We start from the raw sequence: 18562 nt of genomic DNA on the forward strand, positions 1-18562 counted from the left end.
CACCCGCACCCACCCCCGCCGACTCCCCGAAAGGCACACCGTGACGCAGGACGATCTCCTCGCCCAGGCCCAGGCATGGCTCGCCGAGGACCCCGACCCGGAGACCCGGGAGGAGCTCGCCGCGCTCCTCGACCGCGGCGCGAGCGACGAGCTCGCCGCCCGTTTCGCCGGCACGCTGCAGTTCGGCACCGCCGGGCTCCGCGGTGAGCTGGGCGCCGGGCCCATGCGGATGAACCGCTCGGTCGTCATCCGCGCCGCCGCCGGCCTCGCCGCGTACCTCAGGGCGAAGGGGCAGGAGGGCGGTCTCGTCGTCATCGGCTACGACGCCCGCTACAAGTCGGCCGACTTCGCGCGCGACACCGCCGCCGTGATGACCGGCGCCGGGCTGCGCGCCGCGCTCCTCCCCCGCCCGCTGCCGACGCCCGTCCTCGCGTACGCCATAAGGCATCTGGGTGCCGTCGCCGGTGTCGAGGTGACCGCGAGCCACAACCCGCCGCGCGACAACGGCTACAAGGTCTACCTGGGCGACGGCTCGCAGATCGTGCCGCCCGCCGACGCGGAGATCGCCGCCGAGATCGACGCGATCCGCTCGCTGCACGACGTACCCCGACCGGAGGCCGGCTGGGAGACCCTCGGCGACGAGGTCCTGAACGCCTACCTGGAGCGTACGGACGCCGTCCTGACCTCCGGGTCCCCCCGCACCGCGCGGACCGTCTACACGGCCATGCACGGCGTCGGCAAGGACGTCCTGACGGCAGCGTTCGCCCGGGCCGGCTTCCCGCCGCCCGCGCTCGTCGCGGCGCAGGCCGAACCGGACCCGGCGTTCCCGACGGTCGCGTTCCCGAACCCGGAGGAGCCGGGTGCCATGGACCTCGCCTTCGAGGCGGCCCGGGCCGTGGACCCCGACCTGATCATCGCCAACGACCCGGACGCCGACCGCTGCGCCGTCGCCGTGCCCGACGCGGCCGTCGTGGGCGGCTGGCGGATGCTCCGCGGCGACGAGGTGGGCGCGCTGCTCGCCGCGCACCTGGTGCACAAGGGCGCGACGGGCGTGTTCGCCGAGTCGATCGTGTCGTCCTCGCTGCTCGGCCGGATCGCGGAGGCCGCGGGCGTCGGCTACGAGGAGACGCTGACCGGCTTCAAGTGGATCGCCCGCGTCGACGGCCTGCGGTACGGCTACGAGGAGGCGCTCGGCTACTGCGTCGACCCTGAGGGCGTCCGCGACAAGGACGGCATCACGGCGGCGCTGCTCGTGACCGAGCTGGCGTCGGTCCTCAAGGAGCAGGGCCGGACGCTGACCGACCTGCTCGACGACCTGGCGATCGCGCACGGGCTGCACGCCACGGACCAGCTGTCGGTGCGGGTCGAGGACCTGAGCGTCATCGCGAACGCCATGGCGGCGCTGCGTGAGCGGCCGCCGGTCTCGCTCGCCGGTCTGACGGTCGTGTCGGCGGAGGACCTGACGAAGGGCACGGAGTCGCTGCCCCCGACGGACGGGCTGCGCTACCACCTGGAGGGCGACTACAAGGCCCGGGTGATCGTCCGCCCGAGCGGCACGGAGCCCAAGCTCAAGTGCTACCTGGAGGTCGTGGTGCCGGTCGCCGCGGCGGTCGACCTCGCCCCGGCGCGGGCGACGGCCCACGAGGTGCTGGTGGCGATCAAGCGGGACCTGTCGGCCTCGGCCGGACTCTGATCCGCCGCGAGGGCCATGGCCGAGGGGCCGGTACGGAGTCTCCGTACCGGCCCCTCGGCCGTCCGGGTGAACCCTGTGCGGCAGGTGACGTCAGACGGCTCCCGCACGCCGGGGGCGTACGCCCGGGGCGTGCCCTCCCCGCCCGTCAGCCGAAGCGGCCGTTGACGTGGTCGGCGGTGCGCGGGTCGTCCGGGGAGTCGGACACGGTCCCGGTGGGCCCCTGCTCGACGATCACGCCGGGGGTGCCCTGCTCGGCGAGGAAGAAGGCGCAGGAGTCGGAGAGGGTCTCGGTCGTCACGGGAAGGACGTAAGTCCCGCCCGGTGGACATGTGTTCCCCGCGATGTGAACGAGGGGCGTGCGCGGGGCAACTTCCGTTCACCGTAGGGCGGTCGAGGCCCATCTGGACCCCTCGGCGGCGATCAGCGCACGGGACCGGGCATAGGCGGTACGGCAGGTGGAACGGCGCTCGTAGGAGCGTCCCGAGAGGGCGGTGGTACGTCCCTCGGCGTCGCGCAGCAACCACACCCAGCCGTTGCCGCCGACCGTGTGCTGCACACCGCCGGCCATGTCCGCGTGCCCGGCGCAGAGGGCCGTGAAGCCCTCCCGGCACCGGGCGTGGTCGTCGTAACAGAGCCCTGAACGCGCGACGACCCTCCCGTTCTGCGCGACGAGTCGCCATCCGTGGCGACCGTCGGCGCCCATGTCGACCGGACAGCGCGTTCCGGACACACCGGTGTCCTTGGCCACGCCCCAGGGTGACCAGGACGGTCTGACCGGATCAGCGCCCCGCACCGGCTGCGGACGTGGCGATTCCGCGAAGGCTCAGCCCGTCGCGAGAAGGATCACCAGGAGCAGCAGCCCGGCCGCCGCGGGGCCGACGATCTCGTACGCCCAGCGCACCCGCACCTCGCCCCGCGCGCCCGGAGTGCCGGCGCGGCGCTCGGCGAGCTCGCGCAGATCGGCGACGGTCTGGTCGGTGGGCGCGGTGCGCGACGCGCTGTCCCGTACGTCGGCGGTGACCGAGGTACGGCCGTGCGGGTCGTCCTGGGAGGCGCGGGAGGCGCGGCGAGCCGCCTTCTTGCGCTGGCGCAGCGAGACGGGGATGGCCCACAGCTGGTACTTGGCGCCGTCCTGGGTGAAGACCTCGCTGGAGTAGCCGGCGCGGATGTCGGCGACCGTCGACCAGGGCAGCGTGATCGACCGGAACGGGTTGCGGATCCGGAGCCGGTCGTCGTCGGCGTAGACGGCGGGCCGGATGGTGAAGGCGACGATCAGCGGCACGGCGAGGAGGAGGCCCGCGAGCGCGAGCCAGGGCGACCGGCCCTCGCCACGGAACAGCACGTCACCGGCGAACAGGGCCGCGAGGATCAGCAGGAACACCCCGCTCGCGATCCCGAGCGGCGACCGGAAGACCCGGTCGGGGGACTCCTGACCGGTGGACTGCCGCCCTGCGGACTTCTGCCCGGCGGGCTTCCGCCCCGCGGGCTTCTTCCCGGCGGCCGGCTGCTCGGGGGTCGACTCGCGGCTCGGCTCGTGGCTGGGCTCGGGGGTCGGCTCGGGGGTCGTCATGGGGCCGATTGTGCCTCAGTGGGGTGGTGGGGGCTCAGGCGGCCCGCGTGGCCACGAGATCCGCGTACAGAATGATGTTGTCGGGGCGGTGGCCGTCGACCAGCTCGCCGCCGCAGGTGATGAGGCGCAGCTCGGGACGGTCGGTGTCGCCGTACACCTTGGCCGTCGGGAAGGCGTCCTTGTCGACCTGCTCCAGCTCCCTGACCCGGAAGACCGCGGTGGTGCCGTCGGCCCGGGTCACGGTGATCTCGTCGCCGACCGCGACCTCGGAGACGTTCTTCAGTACGGCGGGGCCGCGGGCGGTGTCGAAGTGCCCGATGAGGACGGCGGGGCCGGTCTGCCCGGGCGTGACGCCCTTGTCGTACCAGCCGATCCGGTCGGCGTCCGCGACCGAGGGCACCTCGACGGTGCCGTCGGCGGCGAGCCCGAGCTCCAGAACGGGCCCGGTGGGACCGGTGTCCACCCCGGCGGCGGGGATCCGGACCCGCACGGGCAGGGAACGGGCGAGCGGGCGGACGGGAGCGGAGCTCGCGGTCGGCGTGGGGGCGGCGGTGGCCTCGGAGATCCGCGCGGGCGGGGTGGCGGCCTGCTGCCCGTCCCCGGCCGAACAGCCGGTGAGCGCGGCGATGACGGCGCACAGGAGGACGGGGGCGATACGGGCGGAGTGACGGCGGCGGTTCACGGGCGGGCTCCGGGCAGACGTGGACGGCGGGCGACGGACGGGGTCCGGCCGGCCGCCGCAGGACGCGGCGACCGGCCGGGGGGTGGGGTGTCGCTCCCGCTCGGGTCAAGGGGCAGGGAGTCGGGGTGGTGCGGGTGGTGCGGGGTGCGGTGGGTGCGCGGCGGGTGGCGCCGAGTCCGGGTCAGACGCGGGCGGCGGACCGGCGGCGCAGGACCACGAAGCCCAGACCGGCGGCCGCGAGCGAGGCCCCGGCACCGGCCGCGAGCAGGGCGTTGCTGCCGTCCTCGGTGCCGAGCTCGGCACCCGCGGCGACCGCGCCCTTGGGGATGACGGAGGTCTGACCGGTGTTGGTGGTGATCCCGGTGCCGGTGCCGTTCGTCGTGGCGCCCGGGGCCGTCTCGAAGGTGCAGCCCTTCGGCAGCTTCGGGAAGGCGTGGGTGGCGCCCTTGGCATCCGGGCCGCCCTCGACCTGGGTGTAGAGCGACGGCGTGGCGCTCTGCGGGTCGATGATCCGGCCGACGATGCCGACGCTCTTCGGCAGCGACGGGTGCGCCCGGTCGACCATCGCGAAGACCTGGTCCTGGCCGTTGTCGTCGGCGGTGCTGAACTCGGCCAGCGGACCCTGGCGGGTCATGAACAGCTCGGCCTTCGTGCCCGCGCCGATGGCGACCGTCCGGCTGACCGTGCATGCGCCGAGGACGACGGCGGACCCGCCGGTGGTGGGCTCGGTGGACGGCTTGGTCTGCCCGCCGCCCGTGGCGACCGGCTGCGGGGCGCCCTGCTTCGACGAACCGGGGATGTACGCGGCGAACTGGCCGTCCTGCTCCAGGACGACGACGGCCCTGCCGAAAGTCCAGACGGAGCGGCCGCCGGTCACGTAGGTGTAGCCGCGCCCCTTGCCGTTCTCGATCAGCTGGAGGCCGAAGCGGCCGTCCTTGCTGGCGAGCTGGAGGACGGTCCCGTCGGCGAGCCGGTAGGAGCCGGGCTTGGGGCCGGCGATGTTGCCGGTCCAGTTGTGGGTGGTGCCGTCCGGGTTGAGGACGAAGAACTCGCCGTTGTCCTGGCCGGCGGCGGAGCGGGTGATCGCCTCCAGGACGCCGACCGGGTGGCCCTCGCGGAACAGCTCGGCGCGGTGGTTCTGCTCCTTGACCTTGTAGATCTTGGCGACGGTGCCGGTCATGAGGGTCTCGGTACGGACGAGGGCGCCCTTCGCGGAAGCCTCGGTGGCCCCGGCCTCCGGGGTCTTCGTGGTGTTCCCGGCCTCCGGGGTCTTCGCGCCCTGCGCGTCCTTCCCGGTGCCCACCGCGTCCGGGGCGTCCGTGCCGGCCTCGGCCGGAACCTCGTCGGACGGCTTGACGTCGGCGGACCTCACGCCGGACTTCGCCGGCGAGGTGGCCGCCGGCGCGGCGGTGACCGGTCCGTCGGCGGCGAAGGCGGTGCCCGCCGCCACGGCGGGGGTGAGGGCGACACCCGCGACGAGGGCGGTGGTGACGGCGGTGCGAAGGGCGGTGCGCATAACGACTCCTGGAGAATCAGGCAGGTGGACGAGTGAGTCGCATGCCGCTTTTTCTCAGTCCGTTCGGGGGTTCGGCGAGGTCTGGCCGGCTGCTGAGGAAGAATCTATGGATCTTGCATTCGGGAGTTGTCCACTCCATGTCACGGGCCTGTGACAGGAGTCACCGGCCCCGTCACCACGGCCCGGAGCGGGGCACCACGCCGACCGGCCGCCTGTGACCTCGGGCTCTGCGAAGCCCGTCCCCTGTACAGGTCGCTACGCGCGTAGATATGCTCGACTGGTGACCATGCCCACCACTGCATCCGCAGCATCCGCATTCGCCGACGTGACCGCGTCCGACGGTGCGCTGCGCCGCTTCCTCCACGGGCTGCCCGGCGTCGACGCCGTCGGCCTGGAGGCGCGCGCCGCGTCCCTCGGCACCCGCTCGATCAAGACCACGTCCAAGGCGTACGCCATCGACCTGGCCATTTCCATGATCGACCTGACGACGCTCGAAGGCGCGGACACCCCGGGCAAGGTCCGGGCGCTCGCCGCCAAGGCCGTCCGTCCCGATCCGACCGACCGCACGACCCCGACGACCGCCGCCGTCTGTGTCTATCCGGACATGGTGGCCACCGCCAAGGCCGCCCTCGCGGGCTCCGGCGTCAAGGTCGCCTCGGTCGCCACGGCCTTCCCGGCCGGCCGCGCCGCGCTCCCCGTGAAGCTCGCCGACACGGCGGACGCCATCGCCGCGGGCGCCGACGAGATCGACATGGTCATCGACCGTGGCGCCTTCCTCGCCGGCCACTACCTCCAGGTCTTCGAGCAGATCGCCGCGATCAAGGCGGAGTGCGGCGACCGCGCCCGCCTCAAGGTGATCTTCGAGACCGGCGAGCTGTCCACGTACGACAACATCCGCCGTGCCTCCTGGCTCGGCATGATGGCCGGCGCGGACTTCATCAAGACCTCGACCGGCAAGGTCGCGGTCAACGCCACCCCGGCCAACACCCTGCTCATGCTGGAGGCCGTGCGCGACTTCCGCGCCCAGACCGGCGTGCAGATCGGCGTGAAGCCGGCCGGCGGCATCCGCAACACCAAGGAAGCGATCAAGTTCCTGGTTCTCGTCAACGAGACCGTGGGTGAGGACTGGCTGGACAACCACTGGTTCCGCTTCGGCGCCTCCAGCCTGCTCAACGACCTGCTGATGCAGCGCCAGAAGCTGGCGACCGGCCGTTACTCCGGCCCCGATTACGTGACGGTGGACTGATCAACATGGCATCTGCATTCGAGTACGCACCGGCGCCCGAGTCCCGGTCCGTCGTCGACATCGCCCCCAACTACGGCCTCTTCATCGACGGCGAGTTCGTCGAGGCGGCCGACGGCAAGGTCTTCAAGACCGTCTCCCCCGCCACCGAGGAGGTCCTCTCGGAGATCGCCCAGGCGGGCACCGAGGACGTCGACCGTGCGGTGAAGGCGGCCCGGAAGGCGTTCGAGAAGTGGTCGGCACTGCCCGGCTCCGAGCGCGCCAAGTACCTGTTCCGCATCGCCCGGATCATCCAGGAGCGCAGCCGTGAGCTGGCCGTCCTGGAGACGCTGGACAACGGCAAGCCGATCAAGGAGACGCGCGACGCGGACCTCCCGCTGGTCGCCGCGCACTTCTTCTACTACGCGGGCTGGGCCGACAAGCTCGACCACGCGGGCTACGGGGCGAACCCGAAGCCGCTGGGCGTGGCCGGCCAGGTCATCCCGTGGAACTTCCCGCTGCTCATGCTGGCGTGGAAGATCGCCCCGGCGCTCGCGACCGGCAACACGGTCGTCCTGAAGCCGGCCGAGACGACCCCGCTGACCGCCCTGTTCTTCGCGGACATCTGCCGCCAGGCCGGGCTGCCGAAGGGCGTCGTCAACATCCTTCCCGGGTACGGGGAGACGGGCGCCGCACTGGTCGCGCACCCGGACGTGAACAAGGTCGCCTTCACCGGTTCGACGGCCGTCGGCAAGGCCATCGCGCGGTCGATCGCCGGTACCGACAAGAAGGTCACCCTGGAGCTGGGCGGCAAGGGCGCCAACATCGTCTTCGACGACGCCCCCATCGACCAGGCCGTCGAGGGAATCGTCAACGGCATCTTCTTCAACCAGGGCCAGGTCTGCTGCGCGGGCTCGCGCCTCCTCGTCCAGGAGTCGATCCAGGACGAGCTGCTCGACAGCCTGAAGCGCCGTCTGAGCACCCTCCGCCTCGGCGACCCGCTGGACAAGAACACCGACATCGGCGCCATCAACTCCTCGGAGCAGCTGGCGCGGATCACCTCGCTGGTGGAGCAGGGCGAGGCGGAGGGCGCCGAGCGCTGGACCGCCGCCTGCGACATCCCCGAGGCCGGTTACTGGTTCGCCCCGACGCTCTTCACGAACGTCACGCAGGCGCACACCGTGGCCCGCGACGAGATCTTCGGCCCGGTCCTGTCGGTGCTGACCTTCCGTACGCCCGACGAGGCCGTCGCGAAGGCCAACAACAGCCAGTACGGCCTCTCCGCCGGCATCTGGTCGGAGAAGGGCTCCCGCATCCTGGCGGTCGCCAACAAGCTCCGCGCCGGCGTCGTCTGGGCCAACACGTTCAACAAGTTCGACCCGACCTCGCCGTTCGGCGGATACAAGGAGTCGGGCTTCGGCCGCGAGGGTGGCCGTCACGGTCTGGAGGCCTACCTCGATGTCTGAGCAGCAGACGCGCCTGAACGTCTTCAAGACCTACAAGCTGTACGTCGGGGGCAAGTTCCCCCGCTCCGAGAGCGGCCGGGTGTACGAGGTGTCGGACTCCAAGGGCAAGTGGCTGGCGAACGCTCCTCTCTCCTCCCGCAAGGACGCCCGTGACGCGGTCGTCGCCGCCCGCAAGGCGTTCGGCGGCTGGGCGGGCGCGACCGCGTACAACCGCGGTCAGATCCTCTACCGCGTCGCCGAGATGCTGGAGGGCCGCCGGGACCAGTTCGTCCGCGAGGTCGCGGACGCGGAGGGCCTGTCGAAGTCGAAGGCCGCCGTGGTCGTCGACGCGGCGATCGACCGCTGGGTCTGGTACGCGGGCTGGACGGACAAGATCGCCCAGGTCGTGGGCGGTGCGAATCCGGTCGCGGGTCCGTACTTCAACCTCTCCACGCCCGAGCCGACCGGTGTCGTCACGGTCGTGGCCCCGCAGGACTCGTCGTTCCTCGGCCTGGTCTCGGTGATCGCCCCGGTGATCGCCACGGGCAACACGGCGGTCGTCATCGCCTCGGAGAAGTCCCCGCTCCCGGCCCTCTCCCTGGGCGAGGTGCTCGCCACCTCCGACCTGCCGGGCGGTGTCGTCAACATCCTCTCGGGCAAGGCCGCGGAGATGGGCCCGCACCTGGCGGCCCACCAGGACGTCAACGCGATCGACCTGACGGGCGCGACCGAGGGCGACCTGGCCCGCGACCTGGAGATCGCGGCGGCGGACAACCTGAAGCGCGTCCTGCGCCCGCGCACGGAGGACTTCGCGGAGTCCCCGGGCACGGACCGCATGACGGCGTTCCTGGAGACGAAGACGGTCTGGCACCCGACGGGTTCGCTGGGCGCGAGCGGCTCCTCGTACTAGTTCGGTCCGGCAGGCCCCCGGGGTGATCCCGGGGGCCTTTCGTCATGCCCGGCCGCGTTCCACGAGCCCCGCCACGCCGTCGAGCACGCAGTCGAGTCCCGTCTCGAACTGCCAGGCCGCGTCGTCCTTGCGCGCCGCGCCCCGGGTGTAGCGCCGGTAGGTCGGGTAGCGCCCGGTCTCCATCAGGTACGACATCTGCGGGGCGAGTCCCCGCCGCGTCTCGTCGGCGCTCTGCCAGCCCTGTTCCTCCATGTACCGGCGCAGCGCGGCCTCGGACTGGGTGGCCCCGTGGACGTACGCGTTGACCGCCCGGAACGCGGCCATCATCGTGTCGGCGTCGAGCCCGAGCCCGTCGAGCGAGGCCAGCTGGTGCTCGGCCGCCGCCATCCGGGTCGGGGTGAGCGCGAAGAGCGGCGCCGGCATGTGGGCCAGCCAGGGGTGGCGCAGCATCATCTCCCGGGTGCGCAGCGCGTACGCGCGGAGCGTCTCCCGCCAGCCCGAGATCTCGTCCACCGGCGCCAGCTCGCCGGACACCCGGTCGATCATGAGCGCCCACAGCTCGTCCTTGCCGTTGACGTGCCGGTAGGCGGCCATGGGCGCGACGCCCAGTTCGGTGGCGACCTTCCGCATCGTCACGGCGGCGAAACCCTCGCGGTCCGCGATGCCGATCGCGACGTCGGCGATCCTCCCCGCGCTGAGGGACGCCCGCGGTGCCGCCGCGGGCCGCTCCAGGCGCTCCCACAGCGAGACCTCGTCCGTCTCGTCCTTCTTCGCCACTCGGACCTCCTTCTCTCGCGTACAGCGTATGCGTTGTGGACGCCGTACACATCGGCGTGTACGTTGTACACCGATCGGTATACGCCGTACACATCCCGTCGCGCACATCACCGTCCAGGGGGACCCGTGACCGCTCCGCTCCACATCGCCGTGATCCAGGGCTCGACCCGCGACGGCCGCCTCGGCCCCGTCGTCGCGAACTGGCTGCTCACCCACGCCGCCGAACGCCCCGATCTGACCGCCGACCTGATCGACCTGGCCGAGACCCCGCTGCCGACCGTCTTCCCGCACCTCGGCCAGGCCCCCGAGCACGCCGAGGACCGCGCCCTGCTCGCCGCCGTGTCACCGCGTCTGGCCGCCGCCGACGCCTTCGTCGTGGTGACCCCCGAGTACAACCACAGCTACCCGGCCTCCCTGAAGAACGCGATCGACTGGCACGGCAGGGAATGGCAGGCCAAGCCCGTCGGCTTCGTCGCCTACGGCGGCTTCTCCGCCGGACTGCGCGCCGTCGAACACCTGCGCGGCGTCTTCGCCGAGCTGCACGCCGTCACCATCCGCGAGACGGTCGGACTCCAGGGCGTCTGGGGGAAGTTCGACGAGAGCGGCCGGGCCGTTGACCCCGCCGCCGACACCGCGGCGAAGGCGATGCTCGACCAACTCGTCTGGTGGGGCGAGGCACTGCGCGCCGCCCGCGCCCACAAGCCCTACGCGGCCTGAGCCGTGACGCCCCCTCAAGAGAGGCGCATCCCCTACCTGGGCGTCACCGGGCTCATGCTCGGCATCGTCCTCGCGACGCTCGACGGCACGATCGTCGGCACCGCGCTCCCGACCATCGCGGGCGAACTCGGCGGCCTCGAACGGCTGCCCTGGGTCGTCACCGCCTATCTCCTCACCGCCGCCGTCGCCACCCCGCTCTGGGGCAAGCTCGGCGACCTCTACGGCCGCAAGGGCGGCTACCTCTCCGCCGTCGGTGTCTTCCTCGCCGGGTCGGTCCTCTCCGGCCTCGCGCAGAGCATGGGGCAGCTCATCGCCTTCCGCGCCCTCCAGGGCGTCGGCGCCGGAGGCCTGATGGTCGGCGCCTTCGCCCTCATCGGCACCCTGGTCGCACCGAAGGACAGCGCCCGGGTCCAGGCCGTCACCGGGGCGATGCTGCCGGTGGCCTTCGCCGGCGGCCCGCTCGTCGGCGGCCTCCTCACCGACCATCTGAACTGGCGCTGGGCCTTCTACGTCAACCTGCCCGTCGGCCTCGCCGCCCTGCTGATCGTCTCGCTCAGCCTGCGCGTACGGACCCCGCGGGTCCGGGCCCGCGTCGACTGGGCGGGAGCCCTGCTGCTGACCGCCGGGGTCCTGGCGCTGACCCTGCTCGCCGGCTGGGCCGGCACCGCCCACGCCTGGACCTCGCCCCGGATCCTGGCCCTGGGCACGATCGCGGTCGTGGCGCTCGCCTGGTTCGTCAGGGTCGAGCGGCGGGCCGAGGAGCCCGTGATCCCGCCCCGGCTCTTCCGCACACGCAACTTCACCCTGGCGCAGATCCTGAGCTTCCTGGTCGGCGCGGGCATGATCGCCGCCCTGAACTATCTCCCGCAGTACCTGCAGTTCGCCCGCGGACAGTCGTCCACGGCGAGCGGACTGCTGCTGCTCCCGCTGATGCTCGCCATGGTCGCCGCACAGCTGGCCTCGGGCCGGATCATCGCCCGTACCGGCCGCTACCGCATGTACCCGATCCTCGGAGGTGCGCTGATGACGGCGGGCGCACTCGTCCTGCTGCTCCTCGACGTGGACACCCCCGTCGCCGTCGCCTCCGGGCTCACCGTGGTCGTCGGCGCGGGCATGGGCTTCCTCATGCAGGCCACGCTGCTCGTCACGATGTACGGCGCCGAGCCGCGCGACATGGGCGCGGCGAGCGGCACCGTCACACTCGTGCGGACGCTCGGCGGCTCGCTCGGCGTGGCCGTCCTCGGCGCGGTGTTCACCGCGCGTCTCGGCGGGGCCGACACCCACCTGACCCCGGCGCAGGCCCTGCGCCTGCCGGAGCCGGTACGGGAGGGCCTGGGGGCGGCGGTGACGAGCGGGGTGCACGGGGTGCTGCTCGGCACGGCGCTGCTCGCCGCCCTGGCCTTCGCCGCGGCCTGGCTCGTACGGGACGCGCCGCTGCGGCCCGAGACCGGCTCCGTTACGGAAGAAGCCCCCGCGTCAGAGGACCGGCCACCGGCAGATCGGCCACTGCCCCGCCCTTCGTGACGTGGTCGGTCACCAGGTTGGTGCCCACCGGCTTGAAGTCGGCGACCTGGGTGCCGAGGCCGTTGTCGAGCGGGTCGACGCCGGTGTTGGCCAGCGGGTCGAGCTGGAGCCGGGTCAGCGGGCCGATCCCGTGGGTGACACCGGACAGCGCACCCGCACCGGCCGCGGTGGCGTCCGTCCTGGTCAGCGAGTCGACGGGCAGCGGCACCGGGGCCACGGCCTGCGCCGACGCGCCGGCGCCGAGCACCGCCGCGCCCGCCGCCGTGACGGTGAGGCCTGCCGCGAGCAGGGCGCTGCGACGGGGGCTCCGGGGTTCTGCGTGACGCGCCATGGTGATCCTTCCGAGCATTCCACGGGTAATCGATCGGACACCGACAGTAGTTGAGGTGTGATGCTCGATACCAACGGGCTTCCTCGGGGGTCCCCTGCACGGGGGAATGCTTCACACTGGTGTCCCGTGAGTTCCCAACCGATCCCGACCCGTGTCGTCCTGCTCGCGGGCCCCTCAGGCTCCGGCAAGTCGTCCCTCGCCGCCGTCACCGGTCTCCCGGTCCTGCGCCTCGACGACTTCTACAAGGAGGCCGACGACCCGACCCTCCCTCTTGTCGAGGGCAGCTCGGACATCGACTGGGACTCCCCGGGGTCCTGGGACGCGGACACGGCCGTCGCCGCCATCGTCGAACTGTGCCGTACGGGGCGGACCGACGTCCCCGTGTACGACCTCGCCACCAGCTCGCGGGTGGACCGCGAGCGGCTGGACATCGGGCGGACGCCGCTGTTCGTGGCGGAGGGGATCTTCGCGGCCGAGATCGTGGCCCGCTGCCGTGAGCTCGACGTCCTCGCCGACGCGCTCTGCCTGCGCGGCCGCCCCTCGACGACCTTCCGCCGCCGGCTCGCCCGCGACCTGCGCGAGGGCCGCAAGTCGGTCCCGTTCCTGCTGCGCCGCGGCTGGCGTCTGATGCGGGCGGAGCGTGCGATCGTCGCCCGCCAGTCGGAACTGGGCGCCCACCCCTGCGCCAAGCCGGAGGCCCTGGGCCGCCTGGCAGCTGCGGCAGCGGGCCGCCACAAGACGCCCGCGGCGAGCTGACAGCAGAAAACACGACGCGGGTCGTACGAGCCCCCCAGCCCGTACGACCCGCGTCGCCATTCCCCGTACCCCCGTACGGTTCCCCCGTGCTCCCCCGACGGCTTCGTTTCCCCCGTAGCCCCCGTGGGTCTTTCCCCCCAGCCTTCAGGCCACCAGCTCGCCGAAGGACTCCTCCTCGTCACGGCCGAAGCTGAGCACCTCGTCCTCGCGCAGTCGCCGCAGCGACCGCCAGATGCTCGACTTCACCGTGCCGACACTGATGTCCAGGATCTCCGCGATCTCCGGATCGGTACGGCCCTCGTAGTAGCGCAGCACCAGCATCGTCCGCTGGAGCTCGGGCAGCCGGGCCAGCGCCTGCCACAGCACCGCGCGCAGCTCCGTGCCGCGCATCGCGTCCGTCTCGCCCACCGTCTCCGGGAGCTCCTCGGTCGGGTACTCGTTGAGCTTGCGCCGGCGCCAGGCGCTGATGTGCAGATTGGTCATGGTGCGGCGGAGGTACCCGCCGACCGCGGCCTTGTCACTGATCCGCTCCCAGGCGCGGTACGTGGAGAACAGCGCGCTCTGGAGCAGGTCCTCGGCCTCGAACCGGTCACCGGTGAGGTGGTAGGCGGTGGCGTACAGGGAGGCACGACGCTCCTGGACGTAAGCCGTGAACTCGGCTTCCGAACAGTTGCGCTCCCCCGTGACCTCCCCGTACGCCGCTCCCCCGTCAGCAATGGCCACCATGTACGGCGCCTTGCGCTGACGCCCGACGCTGCGAACGCACCCCCGCCCGTTCACCGCGCCGGACTTCTCCGTGCTCCGTACGACGTCGTGGAGACGCGTGACTACTGCGCTTGAGGTGGTGCTGTGCAGTGCGTTCATCCGGCGCCCCCCGTCGGTTGGAGTGTGTTTCGGTCCGTGTGCCAAGAAGCTTGCCCATCGGACTTCATGGCGTTGTCCGCCGACTGTCACAGGCGTGTCACAGGGCCCGGGTCAGAAGCGCGCCTCCCAGCGGTCGAACTCGGACGGCCGAATGCGACAGAATGTTGCCCGTGCCTTTTCTGTTGCTGATCGAGGACGACGACGCCATCCGCACGGCCCTCGAACTCTCCCTGTCGCGGCAGGGCCACCGGGTGGCCACTGCCGCGACCGGTGAGGACGGCCTCCAGCTGTTGCGCGAGCAGCGGCCGGACCTGGTCGTGCTCGACGTCATGCTGCCCGGCATCGACGGCTTCGAGGTCTGCCGGCGCATCCGCCGCACGGACCAGTTGCCGATCATCCTGCTGACCGCGCGCAGCGACGACATCGACGTGGTCGTGGGCCTGGAGTCCGGAGCCGACGACTATGTCGTCAAGCCGGTGCAGGGCCGCGTCCTCGACGCCCGGATCCGGGCCGTACTGCGGCGCGGTGAGCGGGAGTCGACGGACTCGGCGACCTACGGCTCACTGGTGATCGACCGCTCGGCGATGACGGTCACCAAGAACGGCGAGGACCTCCAGCTCACCCCGACCGAGCTGCGGCTGCTCCTGGAGCTGAGCCGCCGGCCCGGACAGGCGCTCTCCCGGCAGCAGTTGCTGCGGCTCGTGTGGGAGCACGACTACCTGGGCGACTCGCGGCTCGTCGACGCCTGCGTGCAGCGGCTGCGCGCCAAGGTGGAGGACGTCCCGTCCTCGCCGACGCTCATCCGCACCGTGCGCGGGGTCGGCTACCGGCTGGACGTTCCTGCGTGAGCAAGGGGATCGTCACGCGGCTGCGTCTCTCCAGCCTGCGGCTGCGTCTTGTCGTCGTCTTCGCCCTGGTCGCGCTCACCGCGGCCGTCGCCGCCTCCGGCATCGCGTACTGGCTGAACCGCGAGGCGGTGCTGACGCGTACCCAGGACGGGGCGCTCAACGACTTCCGGCAGGAGATGCAGAACCGGGCGGCGACGCTGCCGCTGAGGCCCACGCAGGAGGATCTGCGGCGGACGGCCGAACTGATGGCGACGGGCAGCGCCAACTACCAGGTACTGCTGCTCGGCGAGCGGGACGCCGGCAAGCCGATCGTCGGCGCCTCGGACCCGGACGACTTCACCCTGGCCGACGTGCCGCGCTCGCTGCGCGAGGCCGTGGACACCGAGCGCCCGGTGACCGAGGCCAACCCGTACCCGTACCACCTGTTCTGGCAGCGTACGGAGCGGAACGGGACGCCGTACCTGGTCGGCGGGACGCGGATCGACGGCGGCGGGCCCGCCGGCTACATGTTCAAGTCGCTGGCCGCGGAGAAGGCCGACCTGAACTCGCTGGCCTGGTCGCTCGGAATCGCGACCGCGCTCGCGGTGGCCGGATCCGTGCTGCTCGCGCAGGTCGCGGCGACGACCGTGCTGCGTCCGGTGCACCGGCTCGGCGAGGCGGCCAAGCAGCTCGGCGAGGGCAAGCTCGACACCCGGCTCCGGGTCACCGGCGCCGACGAACTGGCCGATCTCACCAGGACGTTCAACAGCGCGGCCGAGTCCCTGCAGAAGAAGGTCGCGGACATGAGCGCCCGCGAGGAGTCCTCCCGGCGGTTCGTCGCCGACATGTCGCACGAGCTGCGGACCCCGCTGACCGCACTCACCGCCGTCACGGAGGTTCTGGAGGACGAGCAGGACTCCCTCGACCCCATGATCGCCCCCGCGGTCGCCCTGGTGGTCAGCGAGACCCGGAGGCTCAACGACCTGGTCGAGAACCTCATGGAAGTGACCCGCTTCGACGCGGGCACCGCCCGGCTCGTCCTCGACGAGGTGGACATCGCCGACCAGATCACCGCGTGCATCGACGCGCGCGCGTGGCTCGACGCGGTCGACCTCGACGCCGAGCGCGGCATCGTGGCGCCGCTCGATCCGCGCCGGCTCGACGTGATCCTGGCGAACCTGATCGGGAACGCGCTGAAGCACGGCGGTTCCCCGGTCCGGGTCTCGGTGCGCACCGAGGACGACGAATTGGTCATCGCGGTACGGGACCACGGCCCCGGCATCCCCGAAGAGGTGCTGCCGCACGTCTTCGACCGCTTCTACAAGGCGAGCGCGTCCCGGCCGCGGTCTGAAGGAAGCGGTCTCGGCCTGTCGATCGCCATGGAGAACGCGCTGATCCACGGCGGTTCGATCACCGCCGCCAACTCTGTCGGCGAGGACGGTGCGGTGGACGGCGCGGTGTTCGTGCTGCGGCTGCCGCTCGACGCGTCGGGGATCACCCGCGAGGTGCAGACCCGCAGCAGCCAGGGCGAGGTGGAGGAAGCGTGAGACGCCGCACTGTGGGGCGTACGGCCGTGGTGGCCGGGCTCGTCGCGCTCACCGCGCTGGCCACCGGCTGCGGGATCAGGACGACATCGGTTCCGGTGGACGCCGGCGCGGCCCCGTCCCGGGTCCCGTGCAGCATGACGCAGGAGGGGACGACGGGCTCGGCGGTGCAGGGCCTGCCGGTCCGGGTGTTCCTGGTCTGCGGCTCACAGCTGGAGGCGGTCGACCGACGCTCGCTGCCGGAGGAGAAGGCGGGCGGCGACCCGGTGCGCACGGCGTCGGGGCTGCTCTCGCAGCTGATGGCCGAGCCCTCGGAGAGCGAGCAGCGGGCCGGGTTCACGACGGCGGTCCGCGGCCCGCTGGTGGTGAACGGCGGCTACAAGGGCGACCCGGCGGGCACGCTGAGGCTCAGCCGTCAGCCGGAGGACCTGGCGCCGACGGCCCTTTCGCAGCTGGTCTGTACCTTCGCGGCGAGCTCTGCGGGGGCGGGGGAGCAGACGGTCCTGCTCGGCGGCCCGGGCGCGTACGCCCCGAAGCGCTACCGCTGCACGACCGAACTCCGCGAACGCCCGGAATCCACCCCGCCCACAGCCCCGACAACTCCCTGACGCCCCGCCGCTCCCATGGGAGGGCGGTGGTGGCGGGCGCAGCCCGCACGGAGGTGGCGGTGGTGGCGGGCGCAGCCCCGTGGCGGGTGACCGGGGTGCGGGCGTGGCACGTGCGGGTGGGTGACGACCGGCGGGGCGATCGGCCACGCTCGGGGTCCCGTGTGGTTCGGCGGAACCGATGTCGCCGTTCGGGGCGTCTTGGGGGGCGTGCAGCGTCAAGGTTCGGGCGGCAGTGCCGCCGTGGTCGTCCGCGTGGCAGGGTTCGCCCTCGTCCTCGCGCATCTGCTGCTCGTCGCCTGGGTCGGCCTGCGTCCACGGGACGTCGCCTGGGTGACCGCGCCGAACGTCGTCCCCTTCGACGGCCTCCGCGCCGACCTCGCCCTCGGCACCGCCGAGGCCGCCCGGCTGATCGGCGAGGGGCTGCTGCTCCTCGCCCCGCTCGGGATCCTGCTCCCGATGGCCGACGGGCGGCTCCATGTCTCCGGGTGGGCCTCCCTCACCCGTACGACCGCCGCCGGCGCGCTGGTGTCCCTCGCCGTGGAGCTCCTGCAGACCGCGGTGCCCGGTCAGGTCGTGGACGTGGACTCGGTCCTCCTGAACACCGCCGGGGTCGCGCTCGCGCATCTCCTCTTCGTCCCGGCCGGCCGCACCTGGCTGCGCCGCAGGTCGGACGAGGGGCGGACGGACTCCTCCGCGGGGAGCAGGCCGGGTCGGGGTTCCGCCCTGCTGCGGAACGAGGGGTCTCAGGGTGCGACCCCGACGATTCCCAGGGTCCCGATCGCCCGGTAGACCGACGCCCCGGACGGCCCTCCGGCGGCACCATGGAGTCATCGGGAGCCCGACGGAGCGGCTCCCGGACCGACTCCGAAGGAGCCCACCATGGCCGCACTGACCCGCCCCCGTGACGGACGCGTGATCGGCGGAGTGTGCGCGGGCCTGGCCCGGCGCTTCGGCATCTCCGCGAACACGATGCGTCTGATCTTCCTGGTCTCGTGCCTGCTGCCCGGCCCGCAGTTCCTGATCTACATCGGCCTGTGGATCTTCATGCCGGACGAGCGGAAGGCCACCACGGCCTGGTGACGCACGTACGCCGAAGGGGCGCGTGCCCGGGAGACCGGGTGCGCGCCCCTTCGGCGTACGGAGAGCCGTGTACGGCCCCGGGGTCAGCCGAGCGGCAGGCCCTGCAGCGGCAGGCCGCCGAGGAGGCCGCCCAGCGGGGTGGCGCCGAGGCCACCGGCGGCGGCGTCGAGCGGGAGGCTCTGGGTGGCCTGTCCGGCGGCGGCCGGGAGGGTCTTCACGCCCTGGTCGAGACCCTGGCCGAGGGCGCCCTGGCCGGCACCGAGGGACTCGGCCGCGCCGTCGGGGAGCTTGGTGAGGTCGTCACCCAGCGGCACGGTCTGGGTCACCAGGCCGAGCGCGTCGGGGGTGGCGGGCGCGACCGGGGCGGCGGAGGCCGTGCCGGCGGCGGCAGCGGCGAAAGCGGCACCGAGAGCGGCGACACCGAGCTTCTTGGCGGCAGACTGCTTCATCTGAAAATCTTCCTTGTGGAATCCGGGGGCTTCCGGGAAAGCCGGGC

At 72.5% G+C, this 18562-nt stretch carries 21 protein-coding genes; 12 read left to right on the forward strand and 9 right to left on the reverse strand.

What is annotated here, in order from left to right; translation table 11 throughout:
* Window positions 1-40: 40 nt before the first annotated feature.
* Window positions 41-1693 carry a phospho-sugar mutase gene (locus IF00_RS0115225; protein ID WP_030318328.1) on the forward strand — a complete coding sequence of 551 codons (1653 nt, stop codon included), beginning with the start codon at window positions 41-43 and terminating at the stop codon, window positions 1691-1693.
* Window positions 1694-1838: 145 nt separating this feature from the next.
* Here IF00_RS0115225 and IF00_RS45020 read toward each other — a convergent pair whose 3' ends face one another.
* The 5 genes from IF00_RS45020 to IF00_RS42670 form a co-directional block, all read right to left on the reverse strand.
* Window positions 1839-1991, reverse strand: coding sequence for a hypothetical protein (locus IF00_RS45020; RefSeq protein WP_209439768.1), 153 nt, complete (start codon window positions 1989-1991; stop codon window positions 1839-1841).
* A 78-nt stretch (window positions 1992-2069) separates the two neighbouring features.
* The gene (locus IF00_RS0115235) at window positions 2070-2423 is read right to left on the reverse strand and encodes a DUF1508 domain-containing protein (protein ID WP_158710469.1); all 354 of its coding nucleotides are present in this window, start codon (window positions 2421-2423) and stop codon (window positions 2070-2072) included.
* Between the two features lie 93 nt (window positions 2424-2516).
* On the reverse strand, window positions 2517-3263 hold the full coding sequence (locus tag IF00_RS0115240) for a PH domain-containing protein (RefSeq protein ID WP_030318330.1): 747 nt from the start codon (window positions 3261-3263) through the stop codon (window positions 2517-2519).
* Between the two features lie 34 nt (window positions 3264-3297).
* Window positions 3298-3945, reverse strand: a complete 648-nt coding sequence (locus IF00_RS0115245; RefSeq protein WP_030318331.1) for a class F sortase — start codon at window positions 3943-3945, stop codon at window positions 3298-3300.
* A gap of 181 nt (window positions 3946-4126) precedes the next feature.
* Window positions 4127-5461: a hypothetical protein gene (locus IF00_RS42670; protein ID WP_030318332.1), complete on the reverse strand. Its 1335-nt coding sequence runs from the start codon at window positions 5459-5461 to the stop codon at window positions 4127-4129.
* A 286-nt stretch (window positions 5462-5747) separates the two neighbouring features.
* On the opposite strand from IF00_RS42670, the gene deoC reads away from it, so the two are divergent.
* The 3 genes from deoC to IF00_RS0115265 are packed head-to-tail and all read left to right on the forward strand — an operon-like array spanning window position 5748 to window position 9038.
* Window positions 5748-6707 carry a deoxyribose-phosphate aldolase gene (deoC, locus tag IF00_RS0115255; RefSeq protein WP_030318333.1) on the forward strand — a complete coding sequence of 320 codons (960 nt, stop codon included), beginning with the start codon at window positions 5748-5750 and terminating at the stop codon, window positions 6705-6707.
* Window positions 6708-6712: 5 nt separating this feature from the next.
* Window positions 6713-8149 (forward strand): aldehyde dehydrogenase family protein, encoded by a 1437-nt coding sequence (locus tag IF00_RS0115260; protein WP_030318335.1) that lies wholly within the window; start codon window positions 6713-6715, stop codon window positions 8147-8149.
* Window positions 8142-9038, forward strand: a complete 897-nt coding sequence (locus IF00_RS0115265; protein ID WP_030318337.1) for an aldehyde dehydrogenase family protein — start codon at window positions 8142-8144, stop codon at window positions 9036-9038. The genes IF00_RS0115260 and IF00_RS0115265 overlap by 8 nt, the downstream gene beginning before the upstream one ends.
* 42 nt (window positions 9039-9080) lie before the next feature.
* Here the strand turns inward: IF00_RS0115265 and IF00_RS0115270 are convergent, their stop codons facing one another.
* The gene (locus IF00_RS0115270) at window positions 9081-9815 is read right to left on the reverse strand and encodes a TetR/AcrR family transcriptional regulator (protein ID WP_030318339.1); all 735 of its coding nucleotides are present in this window, start codon (window positions 9813-9815) and stop codon (window positions 9081-9083) included.
* A 126-nt stretch (window positions 9816-9941) separates the two neighbouring features.
* Between IF00_RS0115270 and IF00_RS0115275 the strand changes: the two genes are divergently transcribed.
* Window positions 9942-10532 carry an NADPH-dependent FMN reductase gene (locus IF00_RS0115275; protein ID WP_030318340.1) on the forward strand — a complete coding sequence of 197 codons (591 nt, stop codon included), beginning with the start codon at window positions 9942-9944 and terminating at the stop codon, window positions 10530-10532.
* Window positions 10533-10535: 3 nt separating this feature from the next.
* Window positions 10536-12056: a DHA2 family efflux MFS transporter permease subunit gene (locus tag IF00_RS0115280; protein WP_030318341.1), complete on the forward strand. Its 1521-nt coding sequence runs from the start codon at window positions 10536-10538 to the stop codon at window positions 12054-12056.
* Here the strand turns inward: IF00_RS0115280 and IF00_RS0115285 are convergent.
* A complete protein-coding gene (locus tag IF00_RS0115285; RefSeq protein ID WP_030318342.1) occupies window positions 11989-12387 on the reverse strand; it encodes a hypothetical protein in 399 nt (132 codons plus the stop codon). The genes IF00_RS0115280 and IF00_RS0115285 overlap by 68 nt on opposite strands.
* A gap of 60 nt (window positions 12388-12447) precedes the next feature.
* Here IF00_RS0115285 and IF00_RS0115290 point away from each other — a divergent pair, with 60 nt between their 5' ends.
* Window positions 12448-13143 (forward strand): uridine kinase family protein, encoded by a 696-nt coding sequence (locus IF00_RS0115290; protein WP_078944699.1) that lies wholly within the window; start codon window positions 12448-12450, stop codon window positions 13141-13143.
* Between the two features lie 144 nt (window positions 13144-13287).
* Here the strand turns inward: IF00_RS0115290 and IF00_RS0115295 are convergent, their stop codons facing one another.
* On the reverse strand, window positions 13288-14007 hold the full coding sequence (locus tag IF00_RS0115295) for a SigE family RNA polymerase sigma factor (protein WP_030318346.1): 720 nt from the start codon (window positions 14005-14007) through the stop codon (window positions 13288-13290).
* 170 nt (window positions 14008-14177) lie between these two features.
* Between IF00_RS0115295 and afsQ1 the strand changes: the two genes are divergently transcribed.
* The 5 genes from afsQ1 to IF00_RS0115320 all read left to right on the forward strand — a co-directional run bounded on the left by afsQ1 (window position 14178) and on the right by IF00_RS0115320 (window position 18066).
* Complete coding sequence (gene afsQ1 / locus IF00_RS0115300) at window positions 14178-14855, forward strand: two-component system response regulator AfsQ1 (protein WP_017239746.1); 678 nt, start codon at window positions 14178-14180, stop codon at window positions 14853-14855.
* Window positions 14852-16381, forward strand: a complete 1530-nt coding sequence (locus IF00_RS0115305; RefSeq protein ID WP_030318348.1) for a sensor histidine kinase — start codon at window positions 14852-14854, stop codon at window positions 16379-16381. The genes afsQ1 and IF00_RS0115305 overlap by 4 nt, the downstream gene beginning before the upstream one ends.
* Entirely contained in the window at window positions 16378-16986 is a 609-nt protein-coding gene (locus IF00_RS0115310; protein ID WP_030318350.1) for a hypothetical protein, read from the forward strand. The genes IF00_RS0115305 and IF00_RS0115310 overlap by 4 nt, the downstream gene beginning before the upstream one ends.
* Before the next feature lie 207 nt (window positions 16987-17193).
* Window positions 17194-17775: a VanZ family protein gene (locus tag IF00_RS0115315; protein WP_030318352.1), complete on the forward strand. Its 582-nt coding sequence runs from the start codon at window positions 17194-17196 to the stop codon at window positions 17773-17775.
* A gap of 90 nt (window positions 17776-17865) precedes the next feature.
* Window positions 17866-18066: a PspC domain-containing protein gene (locus IF00_RS0115320; RefSeq protein ID WP_030318354.1), complete on the forward strand. Its 201-nt coding sequence runs from the start codon at window positions 17866-17868 to the stop codon at window positions 18064-18066.
* A gap of 83 nt (window positions 18067-18149) precedes the next feature.
* On the opposite strand, the gene IF00_RS0115325 is transcribed toward IF00_RS0115320, so the two are convergent.
* The gene (locus IF00_RS0115325; protein WP_030318356.1) at window positions 18150-18515 is read right to left on the reverse strand and encodes a hypothetical protein; all 366 of its coding nucleotides are present in this window, start codon (window positions 18513-18515) and stop codon (window positions 18150-18152) included.
* Between the last annotated feature and the right edge of the window lie 47 nt (window positions 18516-18562).

The sequence above is a fragment of the Streptomyces flavochromogenes genome (assembly GCF_000717595.1).
In the GTDB taxonomy this organism is placed as follows: domain Bacteria; phylum Actinomycetota; class Actinomycetes; order Streptomycetales; family Streptomycetaceae; genus Streptomyces; species Streptomyces flavochromogenes.

What these genes read in the sequence shown, in the direction of transcription:
- IF00_RS0115240 (WP_030318330.1), bottom strand. Translation starts at nt 3,263, where the DNA reads ATGACGACCCCCGAGCCGACCCCCGAGCCCAGCCACGAGCCGAGCCGC.
- IF00_RS42670 (WP_030318332.1), bottom strand. Translation starts at nt 5,461, where the DNA reads ATGCGCACCGCCCTTCGCACCGCCGTCACCACCGCCCTCGTCGCGGGT.
- deoC (WP_030318333.1), top strand. Translation starts at nt 5,748, where the DNA reads ATGCCCACCACTGCATCCGCAGCATCCGCATTCGCCGACGTGACCGCG.
- IF00_RS0115260 (WP_030318335.1), top strand. Translation starts at nt 6,713, where the DNA reads ATGGCATCTGCATTCGAGTACGCACCGGCGCCCGAGTCCCGGTCCGTC.
- IF00_RS0115265 (WP_030318337.1), top strand. Translation starts at nt 8,142, where the DNA reads ATGTCTGAGCAGCAGACGCGCCTGAACGTCTTCAAGACCTACAAGCTG.
- IF00_RS0115285 (WP_030318342.1), bottom strand. Translation starts at nt 12,387, where the DNA reads ATGGCGCGTCACGCAGAACCCCGGAGCCCCCGTCGCAGCGCCCTGCTC.
- IF00_RS0115290 (WP_078944699.1), top strand. Translation starts at nt 12,448, where the DNA reads ATGCTCGATACCAACGGGCTTCCTCGGGGGTCCCCTGCACGGGGGAAT.
- IF00_RS0115295 (WP_030318346.1), bottom strand. Translation starts at nt 14,007, where the DNA reads ATGAACGCACTGCACAGCACCACCTCAAGCGCAGTAGTCACGCGTCTC.
- IF00_RS0115320 (WP_030318354.1), top strand. Translation starts at nt 17,866, where the DNA reads ATGGCCGCACTGACCCGCCCCCGTGACGGACGCGTGATCGGCGGAGTG.
- IF00_RS0115325 (WP_030318356.1), bottom strand. Translation starts at nt 18,515, where the DNA reads ATGAAGCAGTCTGCCGCCAAGAAGCTCGGTGTCGCCGCTCTCGGTGCC.